This window comes from Pseudomonas delhiensis, assembly GCF_900187975.1.
GTDB classification, from domain to species: domain Bacteria; phylum Pseudomonadota; class Gammaproteobacteria; order Pseudomonadales; family Pseudomonadaceae; genus Pseudomonas; species Pseudomonas delhiensis.
Genome location: NZ_FZPC01000008.1, coordinates 62,149 through 78,317, shown reverse-complemented (window position 1 = coordinate 78,317; position 16,169 = coordinate 62,149). Strand labels below are relative to the sequence as shown.

Annotated in this window: 13 protein-coding genes; 8 read left to right on the top strand and 5 right to left on the bottom strand. The window is 69.3% G+C overall.

Features of this window, described 5'->3' with window-relative positions:
• Positions 1-104: 104 nt before the first annotated feature.
• Together CHC02_RS09060 and CHC02_RS09055 are read right to left on the bottom strand one after the other, a co-directional pair.
• A complete protein-coding gene (locus CHC02_RS09060; protein WP_089391150.1) occupies positions 105-1,109 on the bottom strand; it encodes a methyltransferase in 1,005 nt (334 codons plus the stop codon).
• Between the two features lie 41 nt (positions 1,110-1,150).
• The gene (locus CHC02_RS09055; RefSeq protein WP_425262378.1) at positions 1,151-2,113 is read right to left on the bottom strand and encodes a 2-hydroxyacid dehydrogenase; all 963 of its coding nucleotides are present in this window, start codon (positions 2,111-2,113) and stop codon (positions 1,151-1,153) included.
• A gap of 83 nt (positions 2,114-2,196) precedes the next feature.
• Between CHC02_RS09055 and CHC02_RS09050 the strand changes: the two genes are divergently transcribed.
• From CHC02_RS09050 to CHC02_RS09035, 4 genes are all read left to right on the top strand, one after another.
• Positions 2,197-2,826 carry a LysE family translocator gene (locus CHC02_RS09050; RefSeq protein WP_089391148.1) on the top strand — a complete coding sequence of 210 codons (630 nt, stop codon included), beginning with the start codon at positions 2,197-2,199 and terminating at the stop codon, positions 2,824-2,826.
• Between the two features lie 147 nt (positions 2,827-2,973).
• A complete protein-coding gene (locus CHC02_RS09045; RefSeq protein WP_089391147.1) occupies positions 2,974-3,702 on the top strand; it encodes a gluconate 2-dehydrogenase subunit 3 family protein in 729 nt (242 codons plus the stop codon).
• Positions 3,699-5,477, top strand: coding sequence for a GMC family oxidoreductase (locus CHC02_RS09040; protein WP_089391146.1), 1,779 nt, complete (start codon positions 3,699-3,701; stop codon positions 5,475-5,477). Before CHC02_RS09045 ends, CHC02_RS09040 begins: the two co-directional genes overlap by 4 nt.
• A gap of 11 nt (positions 5,478-5,488) precedes the next feature.
• On the top strand, positions 5,489-6,742 hold the full coding sequence (locus CHC02_RS09035) for a c-type cytochrome (RefSeq protein ID WP_176450315.1): 1,254 nt from the start codon (positions 5,489-5,491) through the stop codon (positions 6,740-6,742).
• A gap of 40 nt (positions 6,743-6,782) precedes the next feature.
• On the opposite strand, the gene CHC02_RS09030 is transcribed toward CHC02_RS09035, so the two are convergent.
• On the bottom strand, positions 6,783-7,958 hold the full coding sequence (locus CHC02_RS09030; RefSeq protein ID WP_089391145.1) for an acetyl-CoA C-acyltransferase: 1,176 nt from the start codon (positions 7,956-7,958) through the stop codon (positions 6,783-6,785).
• Positions 7,959-8,150: 192 nt separating this feature from the next.
• On the opposite strand from CHC02_RS09030, the gene CHC02_RS09025 reads away from it, so the two are divergent.
• The 4 genes from CHC02_RS09025 (at position 8,151) to CHC02_RS09010 (ending at position 13,950) form a co-directional block, all read left to right on the top strand.
• Positions 8,151-9,833 carry a fatty acid--CoA ligase gene (locus CHC02_RS09025; RefSeq protein WP_089391144.1) on the top strand — a complete coding sequence of 561 codons (1,683 nt, stop codon included), beginning with the start codon at positions 8,151-8,153 and terminating at the stop codon, positions 9,831-9,833.
• 199 nt (positions 9,834-10,032) lie between these two features.
• Complete coding sequence (locus tag CHC02_RS09020; RefSeq protein WP_089391143.1) at positions 10,033-11,901, top strand: DUF1302 domain-containing protein; 1,869 nt, start codon at positions 10,033-10,035, stop codon at positions 11,899-11,901.
• A 112-nt stretch (positions 11,902-12,013) separates the two neighbouring features.
• A complete protein-coding gene (locus CHC02_RS09015) occupies positions 12,014-13,387 on the top strand; it encodes a DUF1329 domain-containing protein (RefSeq protein ID WP_089391142.1) in 1,374 nt (457 codons plus the stop codon).
• Between the two features lie 110 nt (positions 13,388-13,497).
• Positions 13,498-13,950, top strand: a complete 453-nt coding sequence (locus CHC02_RS09010) for a response regulator (RefSeq protein WP_089391141.1) — start codon at positions 13,498-13,500, stop codon at positions 13,948-13,950.
• Positions 13,951-14,261: 311 nt separating this feature from the next.
• Here CHC02_RS09010 and ypfJ read toward each other — a convergent pair whose 3' ends face one another.
• Positions 14,262-15,158 carry a KPN_02809 family neutral zinc metallopeptidase gene (gene ypfJ / locus CHC02_RS09005; protein ID WP_089391140.1) on the bottom strand — a complete coding sequence of 299 codons (897 nt, stop codon included), beginning with the start codon at positions 15,156-15,158 and terminating at the stop codon, positions 14,262-14,264.
• Positions 15,159-15,225: 67 nt separating this feature from the next.
• A complete protein-coding gene (locus tag CHC02_RS09000; RefSeq protein WP_089391139.1) occupies positions 15,226-16,098 on the bottom strand; it encodes a PhzF family phenazine biosynthesis protein in 873 nt (290 codons plus the stop codon).
• Between the last annotated feature and the right edge of the window lie 71 nt (positions 16,099-16,169).

The following is a 16,169-nucleotide window of genomic DNA, read 5'->3' as shown; positions in this document are numbered from 1 at the left end:
TCACGGTGCTTTTCACGGCGATCCTCGGCTCGTGAGGCGCGCCGGCCGGGCGCGCCCTTTTCGGTCTGGTGGAGTGTAGTGGGCCTGCGACGAGGCGCCCGGGCTCAGGGGCGGCGGGCGCTGTAGATGCGGAAACCGTCGCCCTCGGCGAGGCTGCGGCAGGGGCCCAGGTGCTGTTCGATCAGCGGCGGGTACTTGAGGAAGCTGTTGGCCACCAGGCGCAGTTCGCCGCCCGGCCGCAGGTGCTGCGCGGCTTCGCGCAGCAGGCGTTCGCTGGCCTGGTAGTCGGTGTGCACGCCCTGGTGGAAGGGCGGGTTGCTGACGATGGCGGCCAGGCCGGCCGGCGCCGCGTCGATGCCGTCGCCGCCGATCACCTCGCCTTCCAGGCCGTTGGCGGCGAGGGTCAGGCGGCTGCTTTCCAGGGCGAAGGCGTCGACGTCGAGCAGGCTCAGGCGGCTGGCCGGGTAGCGGCGCTTGAGCGCCGCGCCGAGCACGCCGGCGCCGCAGCCGAAGTCCAGCACCTGGCCTTCGGGCAGGCCGTCCAGGTGCTCCAGCAGCAGGGCGCTGCCGCGGTCCAGGCGGCCGTGGCTGAACACCCCGGGCAGGGTGACCACCTGCAGTTCGCCGTCGGCCAGTTCCAGGCTGTAGCGCTGGGCCAGGGCGTGCAGGTCGGGGCAGGGCAGGGCGCCATCGACGCTGGCGTGCCACAGTTGGCAGTGCCGCGCGCTGTCGAGCTTGGCGGCCTTGGCCAGGGCGCCGAGCTGTTTGGCGGCGCGTTCGACGCCGGCGCGTTTCTCGCCCACCAGGTACAGCTGGCCGCCGGGCACGCGGCTGGCCAGGGCGGCCAGCAGGTAGTCGGTCAGCTCGCGGGACTTGGGCAGGAACAGCACGGCGGCGTCGAACCCGCCGCCTGGCGGCGTCACGCCGAAATGGCAGCGCCCCGGGTAGCGGCCGTCCAGCAGCCGCTGCTCGCCGGCGTGCCAGCTCCAGCCCAGGGCCCGGGGCAGCTCGCCGAGCAGGCCGTCGGCGGGCAGGCCGGCCAGCAGCACGCGGCCGGCGAAACGTTCGATCTGGCGCAGCAGCACCTCGCTGGTGGGGGCGTAGGACATGCGGCCTCCTGAAAAAGGGCGCGAGTTTAGCACTTCGCGCTTCAGTCGACCCGCCGCAGCCTGTCGCCGCGGAAGAAGGCCGCGGCGTTGTCCGTCACCTGGCCGACGATGCGCTGCCGCGCCTCGCGGCTGCCCCAGGCGTTGTGCGGGGTGACGATCAGCCGCGGGATGTCGCCGGCCAGCAGCGGGTTGCCGTCCTTGGGCGGCTCGACGCCGAGCACGTCGGTGGCGGCGCCGCCCAGGTGGCCGCGGCGCAGGGTGTCGGCCAGGGCCTGCTCGTTGATCAGGCCGCCGCGGGCGGTGTTGACGATGAATGCGTCGGGCTTCATCAGGTCCAGCTCGCGCTGGCCGATCATCCCGCGGGTCTGGTCGGTCAGCGGGCAGTGCAGGCTGATGGCGTCGACCTGCGGCAGCAGCTCGTCCAGCGCCAGGCGGTCGGCGCGCGGCGGCCGGCCGGGCAACTGGCCGAGCAGCACGCGCATGCCGAAGGCCTCGGCCAGGCGGCCCACCGCGCCGCCCAGCTCGCCATGGCCGAGCAGGCCGAGGGTCTTGCCCTCCAGCTCGACGATGGGGTAGTCCAGCAGGCAGAACTGGGTGGCCTGTTGCCAGCGCCCGGCGCGCACCGCCGCCTGGTAGTCGGGCAGCCGGGTGGCCAGGGCGAGCAGCAGGCCGATGGCGTGCTGGGCCACCGAGGCGGTGCCGTAGCCCTGGCAGTTGCACACGGCGATGCCGCGTTCGCGGGCGGCGGCCAGGTCGATGTTGTTGGTGCCGGTGGCGGTGACCAGGATCAGCTTGAGGTCCGGGTTGCTGGCCAGGGCCCGGGCATCGATCGGCGCCTTGTTGGTGATGGCGACCTGGGCGCCGCGCAGGCGCCCGGCGATCTCGCCCGGGGCGCTGGCGGCGTGCAGGAGCAGTTCGCCGAAGGCCTGGTGCAGGGGCTGCAGGTCGAGGTCGCCGAGGTCGAGGGAGGCGGTGTCGAGGAACACGGCGCGGGAGCTGTTCATCACTGGCTGTACCTTTTGCGGGAAGCGGGGCTGGCGTAAGGTTGCCAGCCTGACGGCGTTAATCACACCCCTGCGGAGGTTGCATGTACTGGACGGAATTCCTCACCGTGGCATTGATCCACCTGCTCGCGGTGGCCAGCCCCGGCCCGGACTTCGCCGTGGTGGTGCGCGAGAGCGTGACCCACGGCCGCCGCGCCGGCACCTGGACGGCGCTGGGGGTGGGCTGCGCCATCTCCATCCACGTGACCTACTCGCTGCTGGGCATCGGCCTGATCGTTTCGCAGTCGATCATGCTGTTCAACACCCTCAAGTGGCTGGCCGCGGCCTACCTGTTCTACATCGGCATCAAGGCCCTGCGGGCCAAACCGAGCGGCGGCGACGGCAGCGTGGCCGCCGCCGCGCCGAGCGAACGCACCCCGCGCGGTGCCTTCGTCAGCGGCTTCGTCACCAACGGCCTGAATCCCAAGGCGACGCTGTTCTTCCTCTCGTTGTTCACCGTGGTCATCAACCCGCACACCCCGGTGCTGGTGCAGGCCGGCTACGGCGTCTACCTGGCCTGCGCCACCGCGGCCTGGTTCAGCTTCGTGGCCCTGCTGTTCAGCCAGCAGCGCGTGCGCGCCGGCTTCGCCCGCATGGGACACTGGTTCGACCGGATGATGGGGGTGGTGCTGGTGGGGCTGGGGGTCAAGCTGGCGTTCACCGAGTTGCGCTGAGCCTTGCCCGCCTGGAATGCCCGGAGCCGTCTGGCACGGGCATTCTTGCGGATCCGGCAGAGGTTTGTTGTGATAATTAGCCTGCTAACTGTGTGGTCTTTGTGACTAGTATCGGGGCGTCTATCGCTTCGAGAGGGTCAAGCCAGCATGTCCAGCAAAGCCGTTGCCGAGGGGGCGTCGCGCCGCCGTTTTCTCAAGGGGTCGCTGACCCTGATTCCCGCCGTGGCGGTGCTGGGCGCTGGCCTGGTGGAGACGCGCGACGCCGCGGCCGGCCCGCAGTCGGCGGGCCAGCAGTACCAGCCGCTGTACTTCAATGCCGCGGAGTGGCAGTTCCTCCTCGCCGCCTGCGATCGCCTGATCCCCGACGATGAGAATGGCCCCGGCGCGGTGGCCGAGGGTGTGCCCGAGTTCATCGACCGGCAGATGGAGACCGGCTATGGCCATGGCGGCCTCTGGTACCTGCAAGGGCCCTTCCTCGAGGGCCCCGCGGAACTGGGCCCGCAGAGCCGCCTGAGCCCGCGGGAGATCTACCGCCTGGGCATCGCCGAGGTGCAGCGCCATTGCCAGCGGCAGTTCGCCGGCAAGCGCTTCGAGGCGCTGCCGCGGGAGGCCCAGGAAGCGGTGCTGACGCAGCTGGAGCGCGGCGAGCCGGCGTTCGAGGCGTGCCCGGCGGCGTTGTTCTTCGGGCAGATCTGGCAGAACACCCGCGAGGGCTACCTGGCCGACCCGGTGCACGGCGGCAACCGCAGCATGGCGTCCTGGCGGATGATCGGCTTCCCCGGCGCGCGCGCCGACTTCACCGACTGGGTCGACCGGCCGAACCAGGCCTACCCGCAGGGGCCGGTGAGCATCGCCGGCAAGCGGGGTGGGCTATGAGCGCGGCACGCCGGGGCACGGTGGACGTGGTGGTGGTCGGCCTCGGCTGGACCGGCTCGATCATGGCCAAGGAGCTGGCCGACGCCGGCCTGAGGGTGCTGGCGCTGGAGCGCGGCGAGCCACGCGATACCTACCCGGACTTCGCCTACCCGAAGATCGCCGACGAGCTGACCTACGGCATCCGCTACAAGCTGTTCCAGAACCTCTCGCGGGAGACCGTGACCCTGCGCCATGGCCTCGGCGACCGCGCGGTGCCCTACCGGCGCCTGGGCGCCTTCCTGCCCGGCAACGGCGTGGGCGGCGCCGGCGTGCACTGGAACGGCATGCACTGGCGCATGCAGCCCTACGACCTGAAGCTGCGCAGCAATACCCTGGAGCGCCACGGCAAGGCGGCCATTCCCGAGGGCATGAGCATCCAGGACTGGGGCATCAGCTACGAGGAGCTGGAACCCTGCTTCGAGCGTTTCGAGAAGGTCTGCGGCACCGCCGGCCTGGCTGGCAACCTGGCGGGGCGGATCATGCCCGGCGGCAACCCCTTCGAGGCGCCGCGGCGCTCGCCCTATCCGACCGCGCCCTTGAAGACCTTCCATTCCGGCGCGCTCTTGCGCGATGCCGCGCTGCAACTGGGGCTGCACCCCTTCGTCTCGCCGGCGGCCAATTGCAGCGAGCCCTACACCAACCCCTACGGCGTGCAGATGGGGCCGTGCAACTACTGCGGCTACTGCGAGCGCTTCGGCTGCTACATGTACTCCAAGGCCTCGCCGCAATCGACCATCCTGCCGGTGCTGCTGCGCCAGCCCAACTTCGAGTTGCGCACCCAGGCCCAGGTCATCCGCGTCAACACCGACGCCAGCGGCCGCAAGGCCACCGGGGTCACCTACATCGACGGCCAGGGCCGCGAGGTGGAGCAGCCGGCGGACCTGGTGATCCTCAGCGCCTACCAGTTGCACAACGTGCGCCTGCTGTTGCTCTCGAAGATCGGCAAACCCTACGACCCGCGCAGCGGCGAGGGCGTGGTGGGAAAGAACTACGCCTACCAGATGAACGCCGGCGCCACGCTGTTCTTCGACCGCGACACCCACTTCAATCCCTTCATCGGCGCCGGCGGCGGCACCATCGCGCTGGACGACTTCAACAGCGAGGCCTTCCAGTCCGCGCAGCGGGACTTCATCGGCGGCGCCTATCTCTCGGTGGGCAGCTCCGGCGGCCGGCCGATCCAGCAGGCGCCGCTGCCCGACGACGCGCCGCGCTGGGGCAGCGGCTGGAAGCAGGCGCTGCGCGACAGCTACGGGCACAGCATGTCGCTCGGCGCGGAAGGCTCGAACATGGCCTATCGCGACTGCTACCTGGACCTGGATCCCACCTACCGCGACGTGCACGGCCAGCCGCTGCTGCGCATGACCTTCGACTGGAAGGACAACGACATCCGCCAGGGGCGCTTCATGGCCGAGCGCCTGGGCGAGATCGCCCGGGTGCTGAACCCGCGCAAGCTGGTGCTCAATGCCCCGGCCTTCGGCCAGCACTTCAACGCCATCGACTACCAGAGCACCCACAACACCGGCGGCGCCATCATGGGCGAGAACCCCCGGCAGAGCGTGCTGAACAAGTACCTGCAGTGCTGGGACGTGCCCAACCTGTTCGTCCTCGGCGCCAGCGCCTTCCCGCAGAACATGGCCTACAACCCCACCGGCATGGTCGGTGCGCTGGCCTACTGGGCGGCCCAGGCGATCCGCGAGCGCTACCTGCGCGACCCCGGCCCGCTGGTGGACGCATGAGGAGCCCAGCCATGAAGTTCGCGATCAGACTGTTGCTGCCGCTGCTGGCGACCCTCGCGCTGGCCGACCTGGCCCGGGCCGAGGACACGGCAGCGGTCGACCGCGGCCGCTACCTGGCCCGCCTGGGCGACTGCGCCGCCTGCCACACCAGCGACCCGGCCCGGCCTTTCGCCGGCGGGCTGCGGATGAACACGCCGATCGGCGCCATCTACTCCACCAACATCACCCCCGACCCGCTCAGCGGCATCGGCGGCTATTCCCTGGCCGACTTCGCCCGGGCCCTGCGCGAGGGGCGCGCGGCGGACGGGCACTGGCTGTACCCGGCGATGCCCTATCCGTCGTTCGCCAAGCTCAGCGACGCCGATGTCGCCGACCTCTACCAGTACTTCCAGCAGGGCGTCCAGCCGCAGCAGCAGGCCAACCGCAAGGCGGATATCCCCTGGCCGCTGAACCTGCGCTGGCCGCTGGGCCTGTGGAGCGCGCTCTTCGCCGGCGGCGAGCGCTACCGCGACGATCCGCAGCGCTCCGCGCAGTGGAACCGCGGTGCCTACCTGGTGCAGGGCCTGGGCCATTGCGGCAGTTGCCACAGCCCGCGCGGCTGGGCGTTCCAGGAGCTGGCGCAGGACCAGGGCGATGCGCGCTACCTGGGCGGCGGCACCCTAGACGGCTGGCATGCGCCGGAGCTGCGCAGCGCCACCGCGAGCGGCCTGCAGCAGTGGAGCGAGGCGGAACTGGTGGCCTTCCTCAAGACCGGGCACAACGAGCGCACGGCGGCCTTCGGCGCCATGGTCGGGGCGGTGCAGAACAGCACCCAGTACTTCACCGACGAAGACCTGCGCGCGGTGGCCGGCTACCTCAAGTCGCTGGGCGAGGGCAGCGGCGCCCCGGACCTGGCCCGGGACGACGGCCTCAGCTACCGGGCCCTGGCCGCCGGGCAGCCGGCGAGCACGGGCGCGGCGCTGTACCTGGACAACTGCGCGGCCTGCCACCGCAGCGACGGCCGCGGCTACCGCAACACCTTCCCGCAGCTGCTGGGCAATTCGGCGGTACTCGGCAACGACCCCTCGTCGCTGATCAGCATCATCCTCAAGGGTTCGCGCATGGCGGTCACCGAGGGGGCGCCCACGGGGCTGCGGATGCCGGACTTCGGCTGGCGGCTGGACGACGTGCAGGTCGCCGAACTGGCGAACTTCCTGCGCCAGGCCTGGGGCCAGCGGGCGCCGCGGGTCAGCGCCGCGCAGGTGGCGGCGCTGCGTGGGCGCTAGGGCAGGGCGGCGCCACCCGGGGCGGGCGGCGCCGGAGGGTTCAGAGCAACTCGATGGCCACCGCGGTGGCCTCGCCGCCGCCGATGCACAGCGAGGCCACGCCGCGCTTGCCGCCCTTCTTCTGCAGGGCGTTGATCAGGGTGACGATGATCCGCGAGCCGGTGGAGCCCACCGGGTGGCCCTGGGCGCAGGCGCCGCCGTAGACGTTGACCTTGGCGTGGTCCAGGCCGTGTTCGCGCATGGCCAGCATGGTGACCATGGCGAAGGCTTCGTTGATCTCGAACAGGTCGACGTCGTCCTTGCTCCAGCCGGTCTTCCTGAACAGGTTGGTCATGGCGCCGATGGGGGCCAGGGTGAATTCGCTCGGGTCCTGGCTCTGGGTGGCGTGGCCGACGATTTTCGCCAGCGGCTTCAGGCCGCGGCGGGCGGCTTCCTCGGCGGTCATCAGGACCAGGGCGCTGGCGCCGTCGGAGATGGAGCTGGCGTTGGCCGCGGTGATGGTGCCGTCCTTCTTGAAGGCGGGCTTCAGGCCGGGGATCTTGTCCAGGTTGGCGGTCAGCGGCTGCTCGTCGTCCTTGACCAGCACTTCGCCCTTGCGGGTGGCGACGGTCACCGGGACGATCTCGCTGGCCAGGGAGCCATCGTGGATCGCGGCCTGGGCGCGCTTGAGCGACTCGATGGCGTAGGCGTCCATCGCCTCGCGGGTGATGCCGTTGCTGTCCGCCGTCTCCTGGGCGAAGGAGCCCATCAGGCGGCCGCTGCGGGCGTCTTCCAGGCCGTCGAGGAACATGTGGTCCTTGATCTCGGCGTGGCCCATGCGCAGGCCGCTGCGGGCCTTCTCCAGCACGTAGGGGGCGTTGGACATGCTCTCCATGCCGCCGGCGACCATGATCCTGTTGGTTCCGGCCTTGAGCAGGTCGTGGGCCAGCATCACCGCCTTCATGCCCGAGCCGCACAGCTTGTTGATGGTGGTGCAGCCGGTGGCGGCGGGCAGGCCGGCGTTGAGCGCCGCCTGTCGGGCCGGGCCCTGCTTCAGGCCGGCCGGCAGCACGCAGCCCATGATCACTTCCTCGACATCGGCGGCGTCGATGCCGGCGCGGGCGACCGCCTCGCGGATGGCGATGGCACCCAGTTCCACCGCGGGGACCGCGGCCAGGCTGCCCTGGAAGCCGCCCATGGGGGTGCGGGCGCCGCTGACGATGACGATTTCGGACATGGAAAACTACCTCGTGGCTCTTGTTCTTGGGGGGGGCGGTCGTGAACGACCGGGTGGCGGCGATTCTAGCGCGTGACCGGATCAGGCCAAAGAGTCACCCGCAAATCACTCTTTGGATGGATGATTGGTCAGGGTGGCGCCTCTACAGTCACCGGCATCGACTCCCATGAAGGTCCCACAGGTAAGCCGAACATGCTCAAGACCCGTCTCCTCCCCGCTGCGAGCAATGCCTACCAGTACCCGTTGCTGGTCAAGAGCCTGCTGTTGTCCGGCGCGCGCTACGAAAAAAGCCGCGAGATCGTCTACCGCGACCTGGTGCGCTACAACTACGCCACCTTCAACGAGCGCGTCGCGCGCCTGGCCAACGTCCTCACCGAGGCCGGCGTGCAGGCCGGCGACACCGTGGCGGTGATGGACTGGGACAGCCACCGCTACCTGGAGGCGATGTTCGCCATCCCGATGATCGGCGCGGTGCTGCACACCATCAACATCCGCCTCTCGCCGGAGCAGATCCTCTACACCATGAACCACGCCGAGGACCGCTTCGTGCTGGTCAACAGCGAGTTCGTGCCGCTCTACCAGGGCATCGCCGGGCAGCTGACCACGGTGCAGAAGACCCTGTTGCTGACCGACGGCGCCGACAAGAGCTGCGCGCTGCCCGACTGCATCGGCGAATACGAGACGCTGATGGCCGCGGCCAGCCCGCGCTACGCCTTCCCCGACTTCGACGAGAACTCGGTGGCCACCACCTTCTACACCACCGGCACCACCGGCAACCCCAAGGGCGTGTACTTCACCCACCGCCAACTGGTGCTGCACACCCTGGCCATGGCCTCGACCATCGCCAGCCTGGACAGCATCCGCCTGATGGGCAACAGCGACGTGTACATGCCGATCACGCCGATGTTCCACGTGCATGCCTGGGGCACCCCCTACGTGGCCACCATGCTCGGCATCAAGCAGGTGTACCCGGGGCGTTACGACCCGGAACTGCTGGTGGAGCTGTGGAGGCGCGAGAAGGTCACCTTCTCCCACTGCGTGCCGACCATCCTGCAGATGGTGATGAACGCCAAGGCCGCCCAGGGCCTGGACTTCAACGGCTGGAAGATCATCATCGGCGGCAGCGCGCTGACCCGCTCGCTGTACGAGGCGGCCCAGGCCCGCGGCATCCAGCTGACCGCCGCCTACGGCATGTCCGAGACCTGCCCGCTGATCTCCTGTGCCTACCTCAACGAGGAGCTCAAGGCCGGCAGCGAGGACGAGCGCACCACCTACCGCATCAAGGCCGGCGTGCCGGTGCCGCTGGTGGACGCGGCGATCATGGACGAGCACGGCCAGCTGCTGCCGGCCGACGGCGAGTCCCAGGGCGAGCTGGTGCTGCGTTCGCCCTGGCTGACCCAGGGTTACTTCCGCGAGCCGCAGAAGGGCGAGGAGCTCTGGGCCGGCGGCTGGATGCACACCGGCGACGTGGCCACCCTCGACGGCATGGGCTTCATCGACATCCGCGACCGCATCAAGGACGTGATCAAGACCGGTGGCGAATGGCTGTCCTCGCTGGAGCTGGAAGACCTCATCAGCCGTCACCCGGCGGTGCGCGAGGTGGCCGTGGTGGGGGTGCCGGACCCGCAATGGGGCGAGCGCCCGTTCGCCCTGCTGGTGCTCTTCGAGGGCCAGCAACTGGACGCCAAGGGGCTGAAGGAACACCTCAAGCCTTTCGTCGAGCAGGGCCACATCAACAAGTGGGCGATTCCCTCGCAGATCGCCGTTGTTACTGAAGTTCCCAAGACCAGCGTGGGCAAGCTGGACAAGAAGCGCATCCGTGTGGATATCGCTCGTTGGCAGGAATCCGGCAGCGAATTCCTCTCCGCCCTGTAATCCCTTCCCTCCGGCTGCGTCCCCCAAGCAAGCGCTTGGCACGGGGCGCAGCCTCTGCTAATCCTTTCTGCGAGCCGTCTAGCTTGCGGCTCGTTGCCGCAGCGACGCGCTAAATCACACTTTCGAGGGATCAAGCCCGACGGGGGGCTGGCTATAGTCGCTGCCACTCATAACAAAAATCACACATGGAGTAGCGTCGATGACACAAATGAAGAAGATCTGGCGCCTGGCGCGTTTGCCGCTGGCCGTCAGCCTGGCTTCCACGCTTGCCACTCCCGCTTCGGCGGTCACCTTCAACATCGGCGAGATCGAGGGCTCCTTCGATTCCAGCCTGTCGGTCGGCGCCAGCTGGTCGACGCAGAATCCGGACAAGAACCTGATCGGCGTGAACAACGGCGGCAAGGGGCTGTCGCAGACCTCCGACGACGGCCACCTGAACTACAAGGCCGGCAAGACCTTCTCGAAGATCTTCAAGGGCATCCACGACCTGGAGCTGAAGTACGGCGACACCGGCGTGTTCCTGCGCGGCAAGTACTGGTACGACTTCGAGCAGAAGGACGAGAGCACCGAGTTCAAGCCGCTCAGCGACAGCGGCCGCAAGGAAGCCGCCCAGGCCTCCGGCGCCGAACTGCTCGACGCCTTCATCTACCACAAGTACAGCATCGCCGACCTGCCGGGCAACGTGCGCCTGGGCAAGCAGGTGGTGAACTGGGGCGAGAGCACCTTCATCCAGGGCGGCATCAACTCGATCAACCCGTTCGACGTCACCGCGTTGCGCCGCCCGGGCTCCGAGATCAAGGAAGCCCTGGTGCCGGTGAACATGTTCTACCTGTCGCAGAACCTCACCGACAACCTCTCCGCCGAAGGTTTCTACCAACTGGAGTGGGACCAGACGGTGGTCGACAACTGCGGCACCTTCTTCTCCCAGCCCGACGTGATCGCCGACGGCTGCACCGACAACCTGCGCGTGCTGACCAACGCCCAGGCGCTGGGGGCGGGGAACGTGGCGCTGGCCAAGCAGTTCGGCGTGGACGTCAACAACGAGGGCGCCCTGGTGCGCCGCGGGCCGGACCGTGACGCCCGCGACAGCGGGCAGTACGGCCTGTCGCTGAAGTACTACGCCGATGCCCTGAACACCGAGTTCGGCGGCTACTACATGAACTACCACAGCCGCCTGCCGATCTTCAGCGGCCGCGGCGCCTCGCAAAGCACCTACAACCTGGCCCGCAGCCTCACCGGCCAGCTCGCCGCCTTCGCCCCGCTGCTGGTGGCCGGCAACTCCTCGTACTTCGTCGAGTACCCGGAAGACATCCACCTGTACGGCCTGAGCTTCTCCACCACGCTGCCCACCGGCACGGCCTGGCAGGGCGAGATCAGCTACCGGCCCAACGCCCCGGTGCAACTGAACACCACCGACATCCTGTTCGCCGGCGTGGTGCCGCTGGGCGGCCCGGTGTTCGGCAACGCCTCGGTGCTCGAGGGGGCCCCGGACACCGACCTGCACGGCTACACCCGCAAGGAAATCACCCAGCTGCAGACCACCTTCACCCACTTCTTCGACCAGGTCATGGGCGCCGAGCGCCTGACCCTGGTGGGCGAGGTGGGCTGGACCCACGTCGGCGGCCTGGAGAGCACCTCCAAGGCCCGCTATGGCCGCGACCCGGTGTTCGGTCCCGGCCCGCTGCCGGGGGGGATCTGCCAGGTGCTCAACGCCTCGACGCTTGGGGCCAACGGGCCGAAGAACAACCTGTCGCGCAACTGCGAGAACGACGGCTTCACCACCGCCGACTCCTGGGGCTACCGCATGCGGGCGATCTGGGACTACAACGACGTGTTCGCCGGTGTGAACCTCAAGCCCAACGTGGCCTGGTCCCACGACGTCGACGGCTACTCCCCCGGCCCGGGCGGCAACTTCGAGGAAGGCCGCAAGGCGGTCAGCCTGGGCGTGGACGCCGACTACCTGAACACCTACACCGCGAGCCTTTCCTACACCAACTACTTCGACGGCAAGTACTCCACCCTGGTCGACCGCGACTTCGTCGCGCTCAGCTTCGGCGTGAACTTCTAAGCGGCACCCGCGCTCCGCCCGCTGCCGGGCGGGGCGCCAGCAGACAGAGATCGCGAGCGCGGCGGCGCGGCCGCTGCGCGAGCAGTAACGACTCATCGAGGACGACGCGATAATGAGAACAACAAAGAGACTGCTGCAAACCGGCGCGCTGGCCCTGGGCCTGAGCCTGCTGGCCACCCAGGTGATGGCCGCGGTATCCGCCGCCGACGCTGCCAAGCTGGGCTCCACCCTGACCCCGGTCGGCGCCGAGAAGGCCGGCAACGCCGACGGCAGCATCCCCGCCTGGACCGGCGGCCTGCCGAAGAACGCCGGCGCCGTGGACGCCAAGGGCTTCCTCGCCGACCCCTTCGCCAGCGAGAAGCCGCTGTTCACCATCACCGCGCAGAACGTCGAGCAGTACAAGGACAAGCTGACCCCCGGCCAGCTGGCCATGTTCAAGCGCTACCCCGACACCTACAAGATGCCGGTGTACCCGTCGCACCGCACCGCCACCCTGCCTGACTCGGTGCTGGAAGCGACGAAAAAGAATGCCACCGCCACCAACCTGGTGCAGGGCGGCAACGGCCTGCAGAACTTCCAGACCGCCAACCCCTTCCCGATCCCGCAGAACGGCCTGGAAGTCATCTGGAACCACATCACCCGCTACCGCGGCGGCCACGTGCGCCGCCTGGTGACCCAGGCCACCCCGCAGGTCAACGGCAGCTACTCGCTGGTGTACTTCCAGGACGAGTTCGTGTTCCGCACCGACCTGAAGGACTACGACCCGAGCAAGCCGAGCAACGTGCTGTTCTACTTCAAGCAGCAGGTCACCGCCCCGGCCCGCCTGGCCGGCAACGTGCTGCTGGTGCACGAGACCCTCGACCAGGTCAAGGAACCGCGCCTGGCCTGGCTCTACAACGCCGGCCAGCGCCGCGTGCGCCGCGCCCCGCAGGTGTCCTACGACGGCCCCGGCACCGCCGCCGACGGCCTGCGCACCTCGGACAACCTGGACATGTACAACGGCGCGCCGGACCGCTACGACTGGAAACTGGTGGGCAAGCAGGAGCTGTACATCCCGTACAACAACTACAAGCTCGACGATCCCAAGCTGAAGTACGCGGACATCATCAAGCCCGGCCACCTCAACCAGGACCTGACCCGCTACGAACTGCACCGCGTCTGGCACGTGGTCGCCACCCTGAAGCCGGGCGAGCGCCACATCTACGCCAAGCGCGACTTCTACATCGACGAGGACACCTGGCAAGCCGCCGAGATCGACCACTACGACGGCCGCGGCACCCTGTGGCGCGTGGCCGAGGCCTTCTCGCAGTACTACTACAACAACCAGGTGCCCTGGTACACCGCGGAAACCCTGTACGACCTGCTCTCCAGCCGTTACCTGGTGCTGGGCCTGAAGAACGAGGAGAAATCCGCCTACGACTTCAACTACAGCGCTTCGGAAAGCGACTTCACCCCCGCGGCGCTGCGCCAGGAAGGCGTGCGCTAAGGTCGGTTGCCCTTGCTGACAGAGCCGGCCTTCGGGCCGGCTTTTTCTTGGGCCGGGGGAGGCTACGGCGATGTGGCGAAATGCCGCTATACTCCCGGCAAAACGCCGCCATGGGTGAGCCCTTGCCTCACGCGTACCGCAACCTGCTCGACGACGAAGAGATCGAGGCGCTGCTGGAGATCACCGTCCGCCCCGAGCGCCCCCCGACGGTGCTGCTGGTGGATGACGACCCGCAGGTGCTCGCCGAGATGCGCGAACTGATCGAAAGCGCCGACCTGCACTGCCTGACCGCCCGCAACAGCGCCCAGGCCCTGCGCCGCATCGGCCGCGACGAATCGGCCATCGACCTGCTGGTCACCGACCTGTGCATGGAAGGCGAGGGCGCGGGCCTGGAACTGATCCGCCAGCTTCACGCCCAGGGCACCTTCCTGCCGATCATCGTGCTCTCCGGCACCACCCGCGCCCGCGACGTGGTCGAGGCGATGCGCCTGAACGTGCTGGACTTCCTGCTCAAGCCGGTGGAGCCGGCGGAATTCCTGCAGACGCTCAGGCGTTACCTGTAAAGCGCCTGGCCAGCCTATTCGTAGGAGCGGGCCCTGCCCGCGATTCGCGCGCAGGGCGCGCTCCTACAGGGGGATGGCGCGGGCGGGGCGGCGGAGCGGATCTCATCCGCGAATCGCGCCGATACTTCCGGCTATCGCGGACAAGGTCCGCTCCTACGGGGGAGGACCGTGCTTCCCGGCTACCTGTAGGAGCGGGCCCTGCCCGCGATATCGCGCGCAGGGCGCGCTCCTACATTGCAGATGAGCACGGCTTTTCGTAGGAGCGAGCTTGCTCGCGAACATATCCCCGCGGCGGAATCCCTTCGTACTGCTCACAACGCCTGCGCCTTGAAGGTATCGCACTTGCCCGGCGAGCCCGAGTCGAAGCCGAGCTTGAACCAGCGCATGCGCTGCGCCGAGGTGCCGTGGGTGAAGGAGTCCGGCACCACGGTGCCGCGGGACTGCTTCTGCAGGCGGTCGTCGCCGATGGCGTTGGCGGCGTTCAGCGCGCTCTCGATGTCGCCCGGCTCCAGCCACTGCAGGCGTTGCTGGGCCTTGTTGGCCCAGACCCCGGCGAAGCAGTCGGCCTGCAGCTCCAGGCGCACCGAGAGGCCGTTGGCGCCCTCCATGGGCGCGCCGCGGCGGCGGGCGGCCTCGACCTTGGCCGAGATGCCCAGCAGGTTCTGCACGTGGTGGCCGACCTCGTGGGCGATCACGTAGGCGCGGGCGAAGTCGCCGGCGGCGGCGAAGCGCTGCTCCATCTCGCGGAAGAAGCCCAGGTCCAGGTACACCCGGTGGTCGCCGGGGCAGTAGAAGGGCCCCACCGCCGAGGAGGCGAAGCCGCAGGCCGAGTTCACCCCGCCGTTGAACAGGATCAGCTTGGGCTGCTCGTACTGGGCGTTGCCGTGGGCGAAGATCTGCCCCCAGGTGTCCTCGGTGTCGCCGAGCACGGCGCGGACGAAGTCCACCTGCGGGTCGGCGCCGGTCGCCGGGCGGCCCTGCACCTGCGGGCGCGCCGGGGCCTGGCCGGTGTCCATCTGGCCGAGCAGGCTGCCGAGGATCTGCATCGGGTCCTGGCCCATCAGCAGGCCGACCACCACCACGATGGCCACCCCGCCCAGGCTCAGGCCGCGGCCGCCGATGCGCATGCCGCCACCGCCGATGCCGCCGCCGCTGTCGTCGCGGGCATCCACCACGTTGTCGCTGCGTCGTCCTTTGCGCCAGAGCATGGCGTCTTCTCCTGAATGTGCGTGGGTTGAGTGTCGTCGGCGCCCGCGCGGTGCGCCAGTCCGGCCGTCAGTCGAGGCGGCAGAGCAGCTCGGCGCGGGCCAGCAGCTGCACCTTGCCGCCCACCTGCACCTGGTCGTCGTCGCCGACGCGTACTTCCAGCAGGCTCGGGCGGCCGAGGAAGCGGCCCTGGTGCAGCTCGAAGGTCTCGCCGCGGCGGGCCTTGCCCAGTTCCACCAGGTAGGCGGCGACCGGGCCGGCGGCGCTGCCGGTGGCGATGTCCTCCACCAGCCCGGCGCTGTCCCAGGTGCGGCCTTCGCGGCCATCCACGTCCAGCAGGAAGACGAAGGCCGCGCCCAGGGCGGCCAGGCGCTCGCCCATCGGCGTGGATAGCTCGGCGCGCTGGCGGATGCGCCCCAGCGCCTCGCCGCGCACCGGCAGCAGCAGGTAGGGCAGGCCGGTGCTGACCACGCTGGCGGGGTAGCCGGCGAGGTCGCTGGCCTGCAGCGAGAAGGCCTCGGCGAACCAGCGGCGGGCTTCGTCGTCGAGCACGGCGCCGAACTGCGCCTGGCCCTGGTTCATCTGCGCGATGAAGCCCTGGCCGTGGCGGCGGGTGGTCAGGTTCACGTCCTTGGCGGCCAGTTGCAGCGTCCAGTGTTCCTGCTCGCCACGCTGGTGGATGTGGTGCAGCAGCGCGGCGGCGCCCAGCAGCGGGTGGCCGGCGAAGGGCAGCTCTTCCTCCAGGGTGAAGATGCGCGCGCCGTAGGTGTCCAGCTGCGCGGTGGGGTAGAGGAAGAGCGTCTCGAACTGGCGCAGCTCCTGGGTCAGGGCCTGCAGGGTGGCGTCGGCCAGGCCGCGGGCGTCGGCGAACACCGCCAGGCCGTTGCCGCCGAGGGGGCGTTCGGCGAAGACGTCGAGCTGCCAGTAATGCTGAGGGGACATGGGGCTCCCTGGCTGAAAGTAGAACTCGACAGCGAGCCTAACGGCGGATATGTTCGCCGACAAGAAAAGCC

Bases quoted from the DNA above. Each gene is read 5' to 3' on its own strand.
- CHC02_RS09045 (WP_089391147.1), top strand. From the start codon at position 2,974: ATGTCCAGCAAAGCCGTTGCCGAGGGGGCGTCGCGCCGCCGTTTTCTC.
- CHC02_RS09040 (WP_089391146.1), top strand. From the start codon at position 3,699: ATGAGCGCGGCACGCCGGGGCACGGTGGACGTGGTGGTGGTCGGCCTC.
- CHC02_RS09025 (WP_089391144.1), top strand. From the start codon at position 8,151: ATGCTCAAGACCCGTCTCCTCCCCGCTGCGAGCAATGCCTACCAGTAC.
- ypfJ (WP_089391140.1), bottom strand. From the start codon at position 15,158: ATGCTCTGGCGCAAAGGACGACGCAGCGACAACGTGGTGGATGCCCGC.
- CHC02_RS09060 (WP_089391150.1), bottom strand. From the start codon at position 1,109: ATGTCCTACGCCCCCACCAGCGAGGTGCTGCTGCGCCAGATCGAACGT.
- CHC02_RS09035 (WP_176450315.1), top strand. From the start codon at position 5,489: ATGAAGTTCGCGATCAGACTGTTGCTGCCGCTGCTGGCGACCCTCGCG.
- CHC02_RS09050 (WP_089391148.1), top strand. From the start codon at position 2,197: ATGTACTGGACGGAATTCCTCACCGTGGCATTGATCCACCTGCTCGCG.
- CHC02_RS09000 (WP_089391139.1), bottom strand. From the start codon at position 16,098: ATGTCCCCTCAGCATTACTGGCAGCTCGACGTCTTCGCCGAACGCCCC.
- CHC02_RS09020 (WP_089391143.1), top strand. From the start codon at position 10,033: ATGACACAAATGAAGAAGATCTGGCGCCTGGCGCGTTTGCCGCTGGCC.
- CHC02_RS09010 (WP_089391141.1), top strand. From the start codon at position 13,498: ATGGGTGAGCCCTTGCCTCACGCGTACCGCAACCTGCTCGACGACGAA.
- CHC02_RS09030 (WP_089391145.1), bottom strand. From the start codon at position 7,958: ATGTCCGAAATCGTCATCGTCAGCGGCGCCCGCACCCCCATGGGCGGC.
- CHC02_RS09015 (WP_089391142.1), top strand. From the start codon at position 12,014: ATGAGAACAACAAAGAGACTGCTGCAAACCGGCGCGCTGGCCCTGGGC.
- CHC02_RS09055 (WP_425262378.1), bottom strand. From the start codon at position 2,113: ATGAACAGCTCCCGCGCCGTGTTCCTCGACACCGCCTCCCTCGACCTC.